This is a genomic window from Brevundimonas diminuta (assembly GCF_050310045.1).
Lineage (GTDB): Bacteria > Pseudomonadota > Alphaproteobacteria > Caulobacterales > Caulobacteraceae > Brevundimonas > Brevundimonas diminuta_F.
The window spans coordinates 826822-843809 of sequence record NZ_CP190005.1 but is presented as its reverse complement, the minus strand read 5'-3'; the positions used below and the strand labels follow the sequence as shown (position 1 = coordinate 843809).

11 protein-coding genes are annotated in these 16988 nt (G+C 67.2%); 5 read left to right on the top strand and 6 right to left on the bottom strand.

All coding sequences use genetic code 11. The features are described from left to right. Window position 1: 1 nt before the first annotated feature. Window positions 2–2740: a TonB-dependent receptor gene (locus tag ACORJG_RS03940; protein WP_427791799.1), complete on the top strand. Its 2739-nt coding sequence runs from the start codon at window positions 2–4 to the stop codon at window positions 2738–2740. 196 nt (window positions 2741–2936) lie between these two features. Here the strand turns inward: ACORJG_RS03940 and mce are convergent, their stop codons facing one another. From mce to ACORJG_RS03915, 5 genes are all read right to left on the bottom strand, one after another. After that, the gene (gene mce / locus ACORJG_RS03935) at window positions 2937–3359 is read right to left on the bottom strand and encodes a methylmalonyl-CoA epimerase (RefSeq protein ID WP_427791797.1); all 423 of its coding nucleotides are present in this window, start codon (window positions 3357–3359) and stop codon (window positions 2937–2939) included. Then, window positions 3356–5527, bottom strand: coding sequence for a methylmalonyl-CoA mutase (gene scpA, locus ACORJG_RS03930; protein ID WP_427791795.1), 2172 nt, complete (start codon window positions 5525–5527; stop codon window positions 3356–3358). The genes mce and scpA overlap by 4 nt, the downstream gene beginning before the upstream one ends. After that, window positions 5524–6897, bottom strand: coding sequence for a methylmalonyl-CoA mutase family protein (locus ACORJG_RS03925; RefSeq protein WP_427791793.1), 1374 nt, complete (start codon window positions 6895–6897; stop codon window positions 5524–5526). Before ACORJG_RS03925 ends, scpA begins: the two co-directional genes overlap by 4 nt. A 181-nt stretch (window positions 6898–7078) precedes the next feature. Continuing rightward, complete coding sequence (locus ACORJG_RS03920; protein ID WP_427791791.1) at window positions 7079–9055, bottom strand: acetyl-CoA carboxylase biotin carboxylase subunit; 1977 nt, start codon at window positions 9053–9055, stop codon at window positions 7079–7081. A 9-nt stretch (window positions 9056–9064) separates the two neighbouring features. Then, window positions 9065–10600 (bottom strand): acyl-CoA carboxylase subunit beta, encoded by a 1536-nt coding sequence (locus tag ACORJG_RS03915; protein WP_024353138.1) that lies wholly within the window; start codon window positions 10598–10600, stop codon window positions 9065–9067. A 155-nt stretch (window positions 10601–10755) separates the two neighbouring features. Here ACORJG_RS03915 and ACORJG_RS03910 point away from each other — a divergent pair, with 155 nt between their 5' ends. Next, a complete protein-coding gene (locus ACORJG_RS03910; RefSeq protein ID WP_427791789.1) occupies window positions 10756–12168 on the top strand; it encodes a short-chain fatty acyl-CoA regulator family protein in 1413 nt (470 codons plus the stop codon). Window positions 12169–12302: 134 nt separating this feature from the next. Here ACORJG_RS03910 and ACORJG_RS03905 read toward each other — a convergent pair whose 3' ends face one another. Then, window positions 12303–13805, bottom strand: coding sequence for a CoA-acylating methylmalonate-semialdehyde dehydrogenase (locus tag ACORJG_RS03905; protein WP_427791787.1), 1503 nt, complete (start codon window positions 13803–13805; stop codon window positions 12303–12305). 104 nt (window positions 13806–13909) lie between these two features. On the opposite strand from ACORJG_RS03905, the gene ACORJG_RS03900 reads away from it, so the two are divergent. The 3 genes from ACORJG_RS03900 to ACORJG_RS03890 all read left to right on the top strand — a co-directional run bounded on the left by ACORJG_RS03900 (window position 13910) and on the right by ACORJG_RS03890 (window position 16986). After that, a complete protein-coding gene (locus ACORJG_RS03900; protein WP_427791785.1) occupies window positions 13910–14806 on the top strand; it encodes a LysR family transcriptional regulator in 897 nt (298 codons plus the stop codon). Window positions 14807–14890: 84 nt separating this feature from the next. Next, window positions 14891–15601: a response regulator transcription factor gene (locus ACORJG_RS03895; RefSeq protein ID WP_427791783.1), complete on the top strand. Its 711-nt coding sequence runs from the start codon at window positions 14891–14893 to the stop codon at window positions 15599–15601. 20 nt (window positions 15602–15621) lie between these two features. Next, window positions 15622–16986: a FecR domain-containing protein gene (locus ACORJG_RS03890; protein ID WP_427791781.1), complete on the top strand. Its 1365-nt coding sequence runs from the start codon at window positions 15622–15624 to the stop codon at window positions 16984–16986. Window positions 16987–16988 lie beyond the last annotated feature (2 nt).

The window sequence follows — 16988 nt, the reverse complement described above, 5'->3', positions numbered from 1 at the left end:
CATGTCGCCAGTCGCCTTGCTGTTCGCCCTCGCCTCCCTGTCCGCGCCTGCGGAAGCGGCGCCCCAAACCACGCCGACTCAGACCGCCAGTCCGGTCCCTCAGGCGGAGATTGACGAGGATTCGATCGACCTCGGCACGCTGGAGGCCGTGACCACCAGCCGCCGCGGCGCGGCCCTGGGCGACTATGAGCCCGAGTTCACCCTCGATGAGGAACAGATCAAGGCCTATGGGGCCAGCAGCATCGAAGAGCTGATGACCCTGCTGGAGCCGATGACGCGCAGTTCGCGCGGCGGCTCTCCGGTCTTTCTGGTCAACGGTCGGCGCATCTCGGGCTTCCGTGAGATTCACGGCATCCCGCCCGAGGCCATCGAGCGCACTGAAATCCTGCCCGAAGAGACCGCCCTCTCCTATGGCTACACCGCCGATCAGCGGGTGGTGAACTTCGTGCTGAAGGCGGACTTCCGCTCGCTGACCACCCAGGTCAGCGTCCGCCGTCCCGATCAGGGCGGCCGCACCTCCAGCCAGATCGACAACAACATCCTGCGCATCGCCGGCAAGCAACGCTGGACGATGGATCTGAAATACCAGCACGACAGCCCCCTGTTCGAGACCGAGCGCAACATCGACCGCAGCACGGCGGGCGGCCTGCCCTATGACCTGATGGGCAACATCACCGCGCCCGGCGGCGGCGAGATCGACCCCGCCCTGTCCGCCCTGCTGGGTCAACCGACAGACATCGCCTCGGTCGGCGCGGGCGCGGCGGGCGGCGCGGCTCTGTCCGACTTTGGTCCGGGCGCGCGCACCGGCGACCTGACCGCCTATCGCACCCTGTCGCCCAAGCGTGAGAACCCCTCCATCTCCGGCTCGATCGTGCGCGATCTGAACCAGACGATGTCCCTGACCCTCAGCGGCGAGCTGAAGGACACCACCAGCTTCTCCTATCTGGGCCTGCCGGGCGTCAGCCTGAACGTCCCGTCCAACAGCCCCTATTCCCCCTTCGCCGACGAAGTGCTGCTGCACCGCTATGTCGACGCGCCCGGCGCCCTATCGCGCAAGACCGACACCCTGTCGGGCCAGCTGGGTTTCCTGGTCGACGGCTATCTGGGCGACTGGCGCTGGACCGTCAGCGGCGGCTACGACCGCACCGAAACCGACACCAAGACGGGACGCGGACTGAACTTCTCGTCGCTTCAAGCCGGGGTGACGGCCGGAACCATCGACCCCTTCGGCGATCTGGGCGCCCTGCCCGCCAATCCGATCGACACGGCGCGCTCCATCTCCAGCAAGACGAACGTCGAGGGCGTCATCAACGGCAAGCCGTGGGAAGGTCCCGCCGGCCCGCTGTCCTCGACCTTCAAGGTCGGCTTCGACACCCAGTCGCTGGATTCCGAGACGCTGCGCTTCTCTGAACTGACACAGACCAGCACCCTGACCGAACGCTCCCTGTCGCGCGACCGGACCAGCGCCTCGGGCAACTTCAACCTGCCCATCGCCAGCCGCGACCGCGAGGTTCTAGGCGTGCTGGGCGACCTGTCGGCCAATCTGAACCTGGCCTACGAAGACCTGTCCGACTTCGGCGGGCTGTCGGCCTATACGGTCGGGCTGAACTGGTCGCCGCTGGAGAAGATCAATTTCACCGCCAGCTGGGCCGACGAGCAGAAGGCCCCGTCGATGTCGCAGTTGAACGACCCGACGCTGTCGACGCCGAACGTGCCCGTCTACGATTTCGCCACCGGCCAGTCGGTCAACATCGTCCGCATCGAAGGCGGCAACCCCAACCTGTCCGAAGAGACGAAGCGGGTCCTGAAACTGGGCTTCAACCTGACGCCGATGAAGGACCATGATCTGCGGCTGACGGCCGGCTACACCCGCACCGAAACGGAAGGCTCCATCGCCTCCTTCCCGACGATCACTCCGGAACTGGAAGCCGCCCTGCCGGACCGTTTCGTGCGCGATCTGGACGGCAATCTGCTGTCGATCGACGCCCGCCCGCTGAACTTCCAGAAGACCCAGCAGCAGGAAATCCGCTGGGGCCTGAACTTCTCGACCGCCTTCGGCAAGCCCGATCCCGTCGCCATGGAACGTATGAACGCACGCAGCGGCGGCGGCCCGCGCGGACCCGGCGGCCCCGGCGGCGCGCCCGTCATGACACGGACAGAAGGCGGCCCGCCGCCCGGCGGCCACGGCGCAGGCGGCCCTCCTTCCGGCGGCGGCCCCCGTATGCGCAGCAGCGGCGGCGGGATGCAGCCCGGTCAGGGACGCTTCAACGTCTCGCTGTATCACACCTATCGCATTCAGGATGAGATCACGATCCGCGACGGCCTGCCGGTGCTCGACCTGCTGGACGGCGCCGCCATCGGCGCGCGCGGCGGCCAGTCCCGCAACGAAGTCCAGTTGCAGATGGGCGCCTTCAAGAGCGGCATGGGCGGCTTCCTGAACGCCACGTGGAAGGAATCCACCCGCATCAACGGCGGCTCCGCGCCTGCGGACAATCTGACCTTCTCGGACCTGACGACGGTGAACCTGAACCTGTTCGCCGACCTGTCATCGCGTGAGAGCCTTGTCTCGCGCTATCCGTGGCTGAAGGGCTCGCGCGTCAGCTTCGGCGTCGAGAACATCTTCGACCAGCGTCTGGAAGTGAAGAACGGGCTGGGCGAGACGCCGCTGTCCTATCAGCCCGACTACCTCGACCCGCTGGGCCGGACGTTCCGGATCAGCCTGCGCAAGATCTTGTACTGAGCCGGACACCCCCGCCGTCATCCTCGGACTTGATCCGAGGATCGAGAAGACCGGCGCGCTCTTCCTGTCCGCCGTCACGCAGACGGATGGCCCGATCCTCGGATCAAGTCCGAGGATGACGGCAGAAAAGACATCAAGAAAAAGGCCCGGTCTCGCGACCGGGCCTTTTGTCTGCATCGGTTTACAAAACCGGAGTTCAGTGCGCCTCTTTCGGCGTCTCCATCAGTTCGATCAGCACCCCGCCCATCTCCTTGGGATGCAGAAACACCACGGGCGTGCCGTGCGCGCCGATACGGGGCTCGCCCGCGCCCAGGATGGTCACGCCCTTGGCGCGCATTTCGGCGATGGCGGCGTGGATATCGGCCACCTCAAAGCAGACGTGGTGCTGTCCGCCCTTGGGGTTCTTGGCCAGGAAGCCGGTGATCGGGCTGGTCTCGTCGAACGGCTCGATCAGTTCGATCTGGGCCGTCGGCGTGTCGATGAAGCAGACCTTCACCCCCTGCGCGGGCAGGTCGAACGGCTCGCCGATCTTCGTCGCGCCCAACACGTCGCGATACAGTTTGATCGACTCGGCGATAGAGGGCGTGGCGACACCGACGTGGTTCAGGTTGCCGATCACTTCTTCGTCTCCCCCATGTTCTGGACTGGCGCAGGCTGGGCATAGCCCAGACGCTGGTTCAGCTTTTCGATCAAATCCACAGCCGTGTCGGCGATGACCGAGCCGGGCGGATAGACCGCCGCCGCGCCCATATCGAGCAGGGGCTGCACATCCGCAGGCGGAATGACGCCGCCGACCACGATCATGATGTCCTCACGCCCCAGCCTGGCCAGTTCGGCCTTCAGTTCGGGCACAAGCGTCAGGTGCCCGGCCGCCAGCGACGAGGCGCCGACCGCATGGACGTTCTTCTCGACCGCATCCTTGGCCGCCTCGGCAGGCGTCTGGAACAAGGCCCCGGCCGTCACATCGAAGCCGATGTCGCCATAGCCGGTGGCGACGACCTTCTGGCCCCGGTCGTGGCCATCCTGACCCAGTTTGGCGATCAGGATGCGCGGCGGGCCGCCGTCGTTCTCGACGAAGGCGGCGACCATTTCGCGGGCGCGGGCGACCTTGGGATCGTTCCCGGCCTCTTTCGCATAGACGCCCGAGACCGTCTTGACCGTCGCGATGTGGCGGCCGAAGGCGGCCTCCAGCGCGTCAGAGATTTCGCCGACGGTGGCCTTGGCGCGGGCGGCCCGCACCGCCAGCTCCATCAGGTTTTCATTGCCGCGCGCCCCCTCGGTCAGGGCGTTCAGAGCGGCCTGTGTCGCCGCCTCGTCGCGCTCGGCCTTCAGGCGTTGCAGCTTCTCGATCTGGCGGGCGCGCACCTCGGCGTTGTCGACCTTCAGCATTGGAATGTCGTCGACCACGGGGTTCAGATATTTGTTCACGCCCACGACCGTCTGCTGGCCCGTGTCGATGCGGGCCTGGGTCTTGGCGGCGGACTCTTCGATCCGCAGCTTGGGGATGCCCGCCTCAATGGCCTTGGCCATGCCGCCGTAAGCCTCGACCTCCTCCATCAGGGCGCGGGCCTTGGTCGCCAGCTCCTGGGTCAGACGCTCGACGTAGAAGCTGCCGCCCCACGGGTCGATGACGCGCGTCAGGCCCGTCTCGGCCTGCGCCAGAATCTGGGTGTTACGCGCGATCCGGGCCGAGAAGTCGGTCGGCAGAGCCAGGGCCTCGTCCAGCGCATTGGTGTGCAGGCTCTGCGTCTGGCCGCCCGCCGCCGCCATGCACTCGACCATGGTGCGCGGCACATTGTTGAACACGTCCTGCGCCGCCAGCGACCAGCCCGAGGTCTGGCAGTGGGTCCGCAAAGACAGCGACTTGGGATTGACGCCCCCTTCGCGCTTGACCGCCTCGGCCCACAACAGGCGGCCGGCGCGCATCTTGGCCACCTCCATGAAGTAGTTCATGCCGATGGCCCAGAAGAAGCTCAGGCGCGGCGCGAAACGGTCGATCTCCATGCCCGCCGCCTTGCCCGCGCGCAGGTATTCGATCCCGTCCGACAGGGTGTAGGCCAGCTCGATGTCCGCCGACGCCCCCGCCTCCTGCATGTGATAGCCGGAGATGGAGATGGAGTTGAACTTGGGCGTTTCCTTCGCCGTCCACTCGAAGATATCGGCGATGATCCGCATCGAGGGCGCGGGCGGATAGATGTAGGTGTTGCGGACCATGAACTCCTTCAGAATGTCGTTCTGAATGGTCCCGGTCAGCTTGGCGTGGTCGACGCCCTGCTCCTCGCCCGCCACGACGTAAAGGGCCAGGATCGGCAGCACCGCCCCGTTCATGGTCATGGAGACCGACATCTGGTCCAGCGGAATGCCGTCGAACAGGGTCCGCATGTCCAGAATGCTGTCGATGGCCACACCCGCCATGCCGACGTCGCCCTTCACCCGCGGATGGTCCGAGTCATAGCCCCGGTGGGTGGCCAGATCGAAGGCGACCGACAGGCCCTTCTGACCGGCGGCCAGGTTGCGGCGATAGAAGGCGTTGGACTCTTCAGCGGTCGAGAAGCCCGCATACTGGCGGATCGTCCACGGCGCGCCCGCATACATGGTCGGATACGGCCCGCGCACAAAGGGGGCGAAGCCCGGCAGGCCGTGGATGAAGTCCAGCCCGTCCAGCGCATCCGGCCCATAGGCGGTCTCGACCGTCAGCCCCTCGGGCGTGGTCCATGCCGCGCGGTCCGGCCCGGCGCCGGTCGCGCCCAGATCGAGGGCGACCTTGGAGAAGTCAGGGAAACTCATTGAGCGGCCTCCTCGAAGGCGGCGGCGAAGCGGACAGGCGCGAGAGCCTCGAACGTTCCGATGGCGGCCGCGACAGGCGCGGGCGTCACCGGCGCGGAACGCACGTCCGGGTCGACGAATTTGGTGACGCCGACGATCTGGGCGGCGCCGTCCTTGATGGTTTTTTCGGCCATGTCGCGGGCGCGGGCGATGCGGGGCTGGATCACCCCGCCCTCCAGACAGGCGATCACGCCGCCTTCGGCCTCATAGATCTGGAACTCGGCCCAGGCGGCCTCCGCCAGTTCGCGGGTGCGCGCGTCCAGATACCAGGAGCCGCTGGCCGGATCATCGACACGGCCCAGATTGGACTCTTCCATCAGGATCAGCTGGGTATTGCGCGCCTGACGCCTGGCGAAGTCGTCCGGCAGGCCAGCCGCGCGGGTGAAGCCGTCCAGCACCACGGCATCAGCCCCGCCCACGGCCCCGGCGAATCCGGCCGCCGTCAGACGCAGCATGTTCGGCCACGGATCGCGCGCCGACAGCATCCGCCGCGACGAGCGCGCCTCGATGATCGCCGGAACCTCGACGCCGAACGCCTTTGAAACGCTGGCCCAGATCAGGCGCAGGGCGCGGATCTTGGCCAGTGAGTCGAAATAGGCCTGGTCCACGGCGACGCCCAGAACCACGCCCTTCAGCGCCGCTTCGGCCGACAGACCTGCTTCAACGGCCGCCTTCACATAGGCCACAGCCGACGACGCAGCGAAGGCCAGTTCCTGCGCGATGGAGCCGCCCGCCTCGTGGGCTGCGCGACCCGCCGCCATGAACAGCGTCGCCTCGGGATAGGTCGCGGCGTGGGTCGCCGCCGCCTTGGCCGTCTCGGCCATGACGGCCGCGAAATCGCCCGGCGCCCCGCCCGCCTCGCCATAGGCCGAGATCGGATCGAGGTGGAAGGCCAGCTTGGCGCGGGGCGAACCCTTGGCGACCGCCGACAGGGCCTCGGCCGCCTTCACCCCCTCAAACCCGGCGTCCAGCGCCACCGGCGCCAGCTCCAGCGCCACCGCGTCCAGCGCACGCGCCAGTCGGCCCGCGTCCGCCGTCACCGGCCCGGCGATCAGGACGGACGCCGCCCCGTTCTCCAGATCGGTCAGGACGGCGCGATTCAGGCCTTCCGCGTCCTCGCCCTCGTTCAGCGCCCGCACGTCCCAGGCCCGGCCTTCGGAATCCGAGGGCCGGGGCGCGAACACCGGCTCCCCGCCGTTCGCCGCCCCATACAGCGGTTTCGTCGCCAACTGGTCCGCATCCAGATGGATGAGGCTCTCCAGCGGACGCTCCTTCAGCGCCTTGATTGCGGCGTCGCGCCACTCCAGCGGGGTGGGATTGGGGAAGGTCATGCCGCTGCTCCGTTTCGTTCCGCGCCGCTCGCCGCCTCCCCCCAAGCCGTCATCCTCGGGCTTGACCCGAGAATCCAGTGCGGCGGCGCGCTCTTCCTTGCCGATGTCGCGCGCGCGGACGGCTTGATCCTCGGGTCAAGCCCGAGGATGACGGCGGAAGGGAACGAACCGGCAGCAGGCATCACTCGAACTCCACCAGCACGTCGTCGGCGGCGACCGGGTCGCCGGCCTTGGCCTTGACCGCCTTCACCTTGCCGTCGCGCTCGGCCTTGAGGATGTTCTGCATCTTCATGGCTTCGATGATGGCGACGGTCTCGCCGGACTTGACCTCCTGGCCCTCGACCACGGGGATATCGACCACCAGACCCGGCATCGGCGACAGCACCAGCTTGGAGGTGTCCGCCGCCTGTTTCTCGGGCAGCAGGGCGTAGAGGTGCGCCACGTCGGGGCGCAGCACGCGCACCCGCGCCCGCGCCGCGCGGTGGCGGATGTCGAAGCCGTCGGCGGCGCGCTTCACCTCGGCGGTGAAGGCGTCCTCGTCCAGCGCCGCCTTGAACAGCGACAAGCCCGGACGCCAGTCGATCTCGGACAGGGAGACTTCCTCGCCGTCGATGGCGACGATCAGGTCTTCGGCCTCGTCATAGCCGACCTCGACCTCATAGGCCGTCTTGTCGACCAGCACGGTCCAGTCGGTGCGCTCGCTGGGATCGCCGTCCTGTTCGGCGATGACCTCGTTCATGGCGACGGCCGAGGCGATCAGGATCTTCACCTGCTCGGGGCTCGGCGCCAGGCCGTGGAAGCCGTCGGGGAACTCGTCCTTGATATAGCTGGTCGACAGCTGGCCGGACTGGAAGCGTTCCTGATCCATGACCGCCGCCAGGAAGGGCACATTGTGGCCCAGTCCCGCCAGATGCGTGTCCTCCAACGCGCGGGCCATGCCGCGCACGGCGTCGTCGCGCGTCTCGCCCCAGGCGCACAGCTTGGCGATCATGGGGTCGTAGAACATGCTGATCTCGTCGCCCTCACGGACACCCGAGTCATTGCGGACCGTATAGTCGCCCTGATCGCCCTCTTCCGGCTGCTCATAGCGCACCAGACGACCGATCGACGGCAGGAAGCCGCGATAAGGGTCTTCGGCGTAGATGCGGCTTTCGATGGCCCAGCCGTTGATCGACAGGTCGTCCTGTTTGAGGTTCAGTTGCTCGCCCCAGGCCGAGCGGATCATCTGTTCGACCAGATCGACGCCGGTGATCAGCTCCGTCACCGGATGCTCGACCTGCAGACGGGTGTTCATCTCCAGGAAGAAGAAGCTCTTGTCCTGACCGGCGACGAACTCGACCGTGCCTGCCGAGTCATAGTTCACCGCCTTGGCCAGGGCGACGGCCTGCGCCCCCATGGCGGCGCGGGTCGCCTCGTCCAGCAGGGGCGACGGCGCCTCCTCGATGACTTTCTGGTTGCGGCGCTGGATCGAGCATTCGCGTTCGAACAGGTGGATGACGTTGCCGTGCTTGTCGCCCAGCACCTGAATTTCGATGTGGCGCGGATCGACGATGAACTTCTCGAGGAAGACGCGGTCGTCGCCGAAGGCGTTCAGCGCCTCGGCCTTCACGGCGGCGAAGCCCTCGGCCATGTCGTCGTCCGAATGGGCGACGCGGATGCCCTTGCCCCCGCCCCCGGCGCTGGCCTTGATCATGACCGGATAGCCGATCTCGCGCGCGATCTTCACCGCCTCGTCCGGCGTTTCGATCAGGCCCATGTGGCCCGGCACGGTCGAGACACCCGCTTCAGCCGCGAACTTCTTGGACGTGATCTTGTCGCCCATGGCGTCGATCGCCTCGGGGTTCGGACCGATGAAGGCGATGCCCTCAGCCTTCAGCCGCCGCGCAAACCCGGCGTTTTCCGACAGGAAGCCGAAGCCGGGGTGCACGGCCTGCGCCCCCGTCTGCTTCACGGCGTCCACGATCTTGTCCTGGATCAGATAGGACTGGGCGGCGGGCGACGGGCCGATGTGAACCGTCTCATCCGCCATCTCGCAGGCCAGCGACCCGGCGTCGGCGTCGGAATAGACGACCACCGTCTTGATGCCCATGCGACGGCAGGTCTTGATGACGCGAACAGCAATCTCGCCGCGGTTGGCGATCAGAATTTTATCGAACATTTCTGGGCCTTACAGCGGGATGTTGTCGTGCTTCTTCCAGGGATTTTCCTGGGTCTTGTTCTTCAGCGTCTTCAGCGCCTTGATCAGGCGTCGGCGCGTGCCGTGGGGCATGATGACGTCGTCGATGTAGCCGAGCCCGGCCGCCACGAAGGGATTGGCGAAGCGTTCCTTGTATTCGGCCTCGCGCGCCGCCAGGGCCTCGGGGTCGCCGGCCTCCTTGCGGAAGATGATCTCGACCGCGCCCTTGGCGCCCATGACCGCGATCTCGGCGGTGGGCCAGGCGTAGTTGACGTCGCCGCGCAGGTGTTTGGAGCTCATGACGTCATAGGCGCCGCCATAGGCCTTGCGCGTGATGACCGTCAGCTTCGGCACGGTCGCCTCGGCATAGGCGAACAGCAGCTTGGCGCCGTGCTTGATCAGGGCGCCGTACTCCTGCTTGGTCCCCGGCATGAAGCCCGGCACGTCGACAAACGTGACGAGCGGGATGTGGAAGGCGTCGCAGAAGCGCACGAAGCGCGCGGCCTTGCGGCTGCTGTCGATGTCCAGCACCCCCGCCAGCGTCTGGGGCTGGTTGCCGACAATGCCGACCGGCTGGCCGTCCAGACGGCCGAAGCCGCAGATGATGTTCTTGGCGAAGTCGGCGCCGATCTCGAAGAAGTCGGCCTCGTCGACCGTCTTCAGGATCAGCTCCTTCATGTCATAGGGCTGGTTCGGATTGGCCGGGACCAGAGTGTCCAGCGAGGCCTCATCGCGATCCGGTTCGTCATAGGTTTCGCGGACCGGCGGCGTCTCGCGGTTCGACAGCGGCAGGAAGCCGATCAGGCGGCGCACCTCCGACAGAGCCTCCAGATCGTTCTCGAAGGCGCCATCGGCGACGCCCGACTTGCCCGCATGAACGCGGGCGCCGCCCAGGTCTTCGTGGCTGACGACCTCGTTGGTGACGGTCTTCACCACGTCGGGACCGGTCACATACATATAGGAGGTGTCCTTCACCATGAAGATGAAGTCGGTGATTGCGGGCGAATAGACGTCGCCGCCCGCGCACGGCCCCATGATGACCGAAATCTGCGGGATGACGCCCGAGGCCAGGGTGTTCTGCAGGAAGATGTCGGCGTAACCCGCCAGCGATTCCACGCCTTCCTGAATGCGTGCGCCGCCCGCGTCGAACAGGCCGATGATCGGCGCGCCCGCGGTCAGGGCCATCTTCTGGATCTTGACGATCTTGGCCGCGTGGGCGCCCGACAGCGAGCCGCCAAACACCGTGAAGTCTTTCGAGAAGACATAGACCAGACGGCCGTTGATCGTGCCGCGTCCGGTGACGACGCCGTCGCCGGGGATGCGCTGATCCTGCATCCCGAAGTCGTGGCTGCGGTGCTCCACGAACATATCGGTCTCTTCGAAGGAGCCTTCGTCCAGCAGCACGCCGATGCGTTCACGGGCGGTCAGCTTGCCCTTGGCGTGCTGGCTGGCGATGCGCTTCTCGCCCCCGCCCAGTTTGGCGGCGGCGCGACGGCGCTCGAGTTCCTCGAGGATGGCCTGGCTCATGGTTGGAGCGACTCCCTGACTTCGTTCAGGGTCCAACAAGCCGCTTGGTTGCAAAAAGGCAATCGCAACTTTGCAAAAGGTGCGTAAGTGCGTAAGCCTGCCAAGGCGGACGGACGTTTTTGCAAAGTTGCAACGCCCGCAAGACGGCGCGGATCATGGCTGAAAAACTCTATCTCGGGACCAAGGTCCGCAAGCTGCGCGAGACGCGCGGCTGGACGCTGGAACAGTGCGCCGGACGGCTGGCGCTGTCGCCCTCCTATCTGTCGCAGATCGAGACGAACCAGCGCCCGGCCACGGCGCGGGTGCTGATCGCCCTGACGCGCGCCTTCGACGTGGACGCCAGCCTGTTCGATCTGGACGGCGACGCCCGCCTGATCGCCGACCTGCGCGAGGCGACCACCGACGTCGCGGGCCACGCCGAGGCGCCGACGGCGGGCGAGCTGAAGCAGGCGGCCATGAACGCGCCCCGGCTGGCGCGACAGTTTCTGGCCCTGCACCAGGACTATCGCCGTCTGGACGAGCGGCTGAAGACGCTGAACGAGACGCTGGGCCGCGACGAACACGCCGCCGACGCCGCCCCCGCCCTGCCCTATGAGGCGGTGCGCGACTTCTTCCACTATCGCGACAACTACATCGATGCGCTGGATCGCGCGGCCGAGGATCTGGCCACACGACTGAACCTCGGCGACGGCGTCCATCCGGAGCGTGAGCTTGAGGCCGCCCTCAACGACCTGTGCGGCGTGCGCGTCGCCACGGGACAGGGGCGCGGCGCCATGCGGCGTTTCGATCCGGGCGCGCGCATCCTCTATGTCGACGCCAGCCTGCCGGGCGCCACCCGCGCCTTCCAGATGGCGCACCAGCTGGTTCGCTTGCGGTTCGAGGATCTGATCGAGCACGAACTGGACCGCGCCGCCTTCGACATTCCCGCCGCGCGCGACGTATGCCGGGTCGGTCTGGCCAACTATGCGGCGGGGGCGCTGCTGCTGCCCTATCGCGCCTTTCTGGAGGCGGCGCGGGAGCTGCGGCACGACGTCGACCGCCTGCGCAACCGCTTCCACGTCAGCTTCGAACAGGCCTGTCACCGGCTGAGCACGCTACAGAGGCCCGGCTGGCGCGGCGTCCCCTTCTACTTCGCGCGGGTGGACATGGCGGGGAACATCACCAAGCGGCACAGCGCCACGCGCTTCCAGTTCGCCCGTTTCGGCGGCGCCTGCCCGCTGTGGAACGTCCATGAGGCGTTCAGCGCCCCGGACCGCATTCTGGTCAATCTGTCGGAAATGCCGGACGGCGCCCGCTACGTCTGCCTCGCCAAGAGCGTGTCCAAGCCGGGCGGATCGTTTCTGGAGCCGGATCGGCGCTACGCCCTGGGGCTGGGATGCGAGATCGAGCACGCGGCGCAACTGGTCTATGCCGACGGGCTGGACCTGAACGGCCCGCCGACGCGCATGGGGGTCAACTGCCGCATCTGCGAGCGGACCGACTGCACCCAGCGGGCCTTCCCGCCGATCGACCGGACGCTGGCCGTGCCGGAGAATGAGCGGGGGGTGATCCCCTATACGCTCAGCTGATTTCTCCTCCCCATTTTATGGGGAGGTGGATCGGCGGCGAACGCCGCCGAGACGGAGGGGCTGCTTGGCCTCCCGGCAGCAGGCCCCTCCACCACTTTGTGGTCCCCCTCCCCACTGCGTGGGGAGGAAAGGCGTCAGCCCATCGTCGGGATGACGAAGCTGGAGTCCGCGTGCTCCAGATCGCTATCCGGCCAGCGGGCCGTCACGGTCTTGGTCTTGGTCCAGAAGCGGACGCCTTCCATGCCGTGCTGATTGATGTCGCCGAAGGCCGAGCGCTTCCAGCCGCCGAACGAGTGATAGGCCACCGGCACCGGGATCGGCACGTTGATGCCGACCATGCCGACGTTGACGCGGGCGGCGAAGTCGCGAGCCGCGCGGCCGTTCTGGGTGAAGATGGCGACGCCGTTGCCGTACTGGTGCTTGCTCGGCAGGCTCAGCGCCTCCTCGAAGCTGGCGGCGCGCATGATCTGCAGCACCGGGCCGAAGATCTCTTCCTTGTAGGATTCCATCTCCGGCTTGACGTGGTCGAACAGCGACGGGCCGATGAAGAAGCCCTTCTCGTGGCCCTGAAGGCTGAATTCGCGGCCGTCGACGACCAGTTCAGCGCCTTCTTCCACGCCCTTGTTGATCCACCCCAGAACCTTGTCCTTATGGGTCTGGGTGACGACGGGACCGTAGTGGGCCTCGGCGTCGGTCGAGACGCCGACGCGCAGGTTCGGGATTTCCGAGACCAGTCGCTCGCGCAGTTCATCGGCGGTGCGCTGACCGACCGGCACCACGACCGGCAGGGCCATGCAGCGTTCGCCGGCCGAGCCGTAGGCCGCGCCGGTCAGATCCTTGATGACCTGGTCCATGTCGGCGTCGGGCAGGACGATGCCGTGGTTCTTGGCGCCGCCCATGGCCTGAACGCGCTTGCCATGGGCCGCGCCCTTCTGGAACACATAGTGGGCGATGTCGGACGAGCCGACGAAGCTGACGGCATGGATCAGCGGGTGTTCGAGGATGGCGTCGACCGCTGCCTTGTCGCCGTGGACGACGTTCAGCACGCCCTTGGGCGCGCCCGCCTCCATCATCAGTTCGCCCAGACGCACCGGCAGGGACGGATCACGCTCTGACGGCTTCAGGATGAAGGTGTTGCCCGCGGCGATGGCCACGCCGAACATCCACATCGGGATCATGCCGGGGAAGTTGAACGGAGTGATGCCCGCGACCACGCCCAGCGGCTGGCGCATGGAATAGACGTCGATGCCCGGACCGGCGCCATAGGTGTATTCGCCCTTCGAGGCGTGCGGGATGCCGCAGGCGAACTCGATCACTTCCAGACCGCGCTGGATGTCGCCCTTGGAGTCGGCGATGACCTTGCCGTGCTCGCTGGACAGCAGTTCGGCCAGTTCGTTCATGTTCGCCTCGACCAGGCGCTTGAACTCGAACATGACGCGGGCGCGGCGCTGCGGGTTGGTCGAGGACCAGCCCTCAAAAGCAGCCTGCGCCGACTGGACCGCGCGATCCAGTTCCGACGGCGTCGCCAGCTGGACGCGGGCCTGAACCTCGCCGGTGTTGGGATTGAAGACGTCGCCGAAGCGGCCCGACGCCCCATCAAAAGCCGCACCGTCGATGAAGTGGCGAATATCGCGCATTGAACGTCTCTCCCGATGATTATGGTTTTTCGTAAGCCTGCCCTAGCAGAGCGGATCGGTCAGGCCCATTGCAATCTTGCAGGTGATGATGTGCATATCTGCATATGTTCGACTGGGATGATCTGAGGGTGTTTCTGGCCGCCGCCCGCGCCGGGTCGCTGGCCACGGCGGCGCAGCGGCTGGGCGTGGACGCGGCCACCGTAGGGCGGCGCGTCGCGCGGCTGGAGACAGCGCTGAAATCAACCCTGCTGGTCCGCTCGGCCGCCGGGCTTCACCTGACGGCCACCGGCGCCCAACTGCTGGAGCGGGCGCTGGACGCCGAAAGCGCGATGGAGGCCGCCGGGCGCGTCACCCAGCCCGACCTGATCGCGGGCGCCGTACGGATCAGCGCCTCGGAAGGCTTCGGCGGCGCCGTGCTGGCGCCCGCCCTGCCCGGCCTGCTGGCGGCGCACCCGGGCCTGAACGTCGAACTGGCGGCCAGTTCCGGCTTCCTTTCGCCCAGCCGCCGCGAGGTGGACATGGCCATCACCCTCAGCCCCGCCGACAGCCCGCGCCTGATCGTCGAGCCGCTGACGACCTATCAGCTGGGGCTCTACGCCTCTCCCGAACATCTGAAGCGACACGGCGCCCCAGCCAGCATCGACGATCTGAGCCGTTTCGACATGGTCGGCTATGTCGACGACCTGATCTATGCGCCGGAGCTGCGCTATCTGGAGGAGATCCGGCCCAATCTGCGGCCGCGACTAGCGTCCTCGTCCATCCGCGCCCAGCGGGACATGGTGGCGGCGGGCGGCGGCATCGGCGTCCTGCCCTGCTTCCTGGCTGAGGGGCTGACGCGCATTCTGGCCGATCAGGTGCTGATCGAACGACGCTTCTGGCTCAGCACTCACCGAGAGGTCCACGGCGCCGCCCGGCTGAAGACCGTGCGCCGCTGGATCAAGTCGTTATGTCGGCATCAGGCAGACAAACTTGCACTCAATTCGCGAAACGCCGATTGGTGACTATATTTTACATTTTACAATGCTCTAAAACCAGCGTTCCAACGCTATGGGTTCCCGCGTTCTCGTCGGAGTTCCACCACAGCCATGAAGATAGCGATATTAGACGACGATCCGGTCCAGCTGGAGTTCGTCTCTGAAGTCATTCAGGACGCCGGATATCGCGCCATTCTGTTTTCGCGGGGGCAGGCGTTGATCTCGGCCCTGCGCAAGGACACCTTCGACATGCTGATCGTCGACTGGAACCTGCCGGACCGTTCGGGTCTGGAGGTTCTGGCCTGGGCGCGCACCAATCTGAAGCCCGCCCCGCCCATGCTGCTGGTCACCAGCCGCGCCGAGGATGAAGACGTCGTCGCCGGGCTGGACGCCGGGGCCGACGATTATCTGCCCAAGCCGCTGTCCAAGCCGGTTCTGGCGGCGCGCATCAACGCCCTGATCCGCCGCGCCTACGCACAGCCGACCACGCCGGGGATTGAGGTGTATGACGGCGTGTCCTTCCACGAATCCGCCGGGTCCGTGACCCGCGACGGCAAGGCGATCGCCCTGACGGCCAAGGAATACGCCCTGGCCCTGCTGCTGTTCCGCAACCTGCACCGGGCGCTGTCGCGCACCTATATTCTGGAGACGGTGTGGGGCAATGAGCCGGACCTGAACAGCCGCTCGCTGGACATGCACATCTCGCGTATCCGCAACAAGCTGGAGCTGCGGCCCGAGCGAGGCTTCCGCCTGACCCCCATTTACAGCTACGGATACCGTCTTGAGCGCGTCGCAGCGGCCGAATCCGGCCCGGACGCCTGAATGACGGTGCAGGTGGCGCAATGAAGACGGATTGGTCAGCGGCCCTGGCGGTGGCGGCGATGCTGGCGGCGGGAAGCGTCTCGGCTCAGACTTCCGCCGCTCCGACGGCGCCGCGCCCTGCAACGTCATCCGCCGCGGTCGAGACCCTCGACTATGTCGTGCGCCCCGGCGACACCCTGATCGACCTGGCGACCGCCTATATGAACCGGCCGCTGGATTACCGTCGTGTCCAGCGCGAGAACCGCGTGGCCGACCCGCGCCGCCTGTCCATCGGCCGCACCCTGACCTTCCCGGTCGAGCTGTTGCGCGCCGATCCTGACGAAGCCCGCATCGCCGGCTTCCGCGGCGCCGCGACCCTGAACCAGGACGGTCGCTCGGCCGCTCCCGCTGCTGGTCAGACCGTGCGCGAAGGCGCCGTCCTCAGCACCGGCGCCAACGCCTTCGTCCGTCTGGCCCTGTCCGACGGCAGCCATGTCGTCGTGCCGTCCAACAGCCGCGTGCGCGTCAGCCGCCTGCGCCGCTACGCCATCAACGGCGCTGTCGACCACGCCATGACGGTCGAGGCGGGCCGCGCCGAGTCCCGCGTGTCGCCGCGCAGCCGCCCCGGCGGCTTCGCCATCCGCACGCCCGTATCCGTTTCGGCGGTGCGCGGCACCGACTTCCGCGTCTCCTTCGATGACGCCGCCGAACGTTCGACTACGGAAGTTCTGGAGGGCGTCGTCGCCATCGCCTCCGGCGACGCCGAGGCCCTGGCCCAGGTCGATCAGGGCGTCAGCGCCGTCGCGGGCGCCGTTCGCCTGCTGCCCCTGCTGCCCGCCCCCGCCCTGACCCGGCCGGATGCGCCGCAGACAAAGGCTCAGGTCGCCTTCGACATCGAGCCCCTGCCCGGCGCCGAACGTTATCGCGGCCGCGTCGCCCGCGACGCCGGAATGATCGAAGCCTTCGCCGAGGCCGACAGCGCGCCCGGCGGTCCGCTGGTCTTCGGCGAGATGGAGGAAGGCGCCTGGTTCCTTCGCCTGACCGCCCTGTCGCCCGAAGGACTGGAAGGCAAGGCAACCACCTACAGCTTCATTCGCGCCCGCAACGGCGTCGGCGGTCTGGCCTCGACGCTGGATCAGCGCGACCACCGCCGCTTCTACCGTTTCCGCTGGGAATCCGAAGGCGTCGGCGACGCCGCCTTCCGCTTCCAGCTGTGGCGCGAGGCCGAAAACGGAACCGCTGACGGCCCCATGGTCGTCGACCAGCCCGGCCTGACCGAAGAAGCCTTCACCCTCAGCGACCTGCCGCCCGGCGTTTACAGCTGGCGGGTTCAGGGCGCGCGCCACCGCTTCGGCCGTCTGCTGGAAGCCTGGTCCGAGCCGCAGCAGTTGCGCATCGGGCGATAGCC